General features: G+C 57.8%; 1 pseudogene. It reads right to left on the bottom strand.

Annotated features, from left to right (window positions below):
- Positions 1-308: pseudogene (locus MXD62_RS08225) on the bottom strand (23S rRNA (uracil(1939)-C(5))-methyltransferase RlmD); the annotation flags it as partial.

The raw sequence follows: 308 nt of genomic DNA, 5'->3' as shown, positions 1-308 counted from the left end.
CGATAATCGAGTGGGAGCGCTCGGCATAAAAACCACCCACCAAGGCACCCTCCTGCTCGCCGATCGGCACCTGCGCCTTGTTGCGGTATCTCCACGGATCGACCATGCCCAGTGTAGGATGAACCTGTACAGCTCCCTTACCTTCCAGCGAAAACCCGCCGATACGCGTCAGGTTGTCCTTCACAATCTGCTGCTTGTGTCGCAGCTGCTCTTCGTAGGCGAGGTGTTGCAAAGAACATCCGCCGCAGCGATCATACACGGGGCAAGGCGGTTTCACGCGAAATGGACTTGGTTCGACAACCTCGAGC

This window comes from Frankia sp. Mgl5 (assembly GCF_023242985.1).
In the GTDB taxonomy this organism is placed as follows: domain Bacteria; phylum Actinomycetota; class Actinomycetes; order Frankiales; family Frankiaceae; genus Parafrankia; species Parafrankia soli.
The sequence above is the reverse complement of the archived record's forward strand: the minus strand, read 5'-3'. Positions and strand labels throughout refer to the sequence as shown.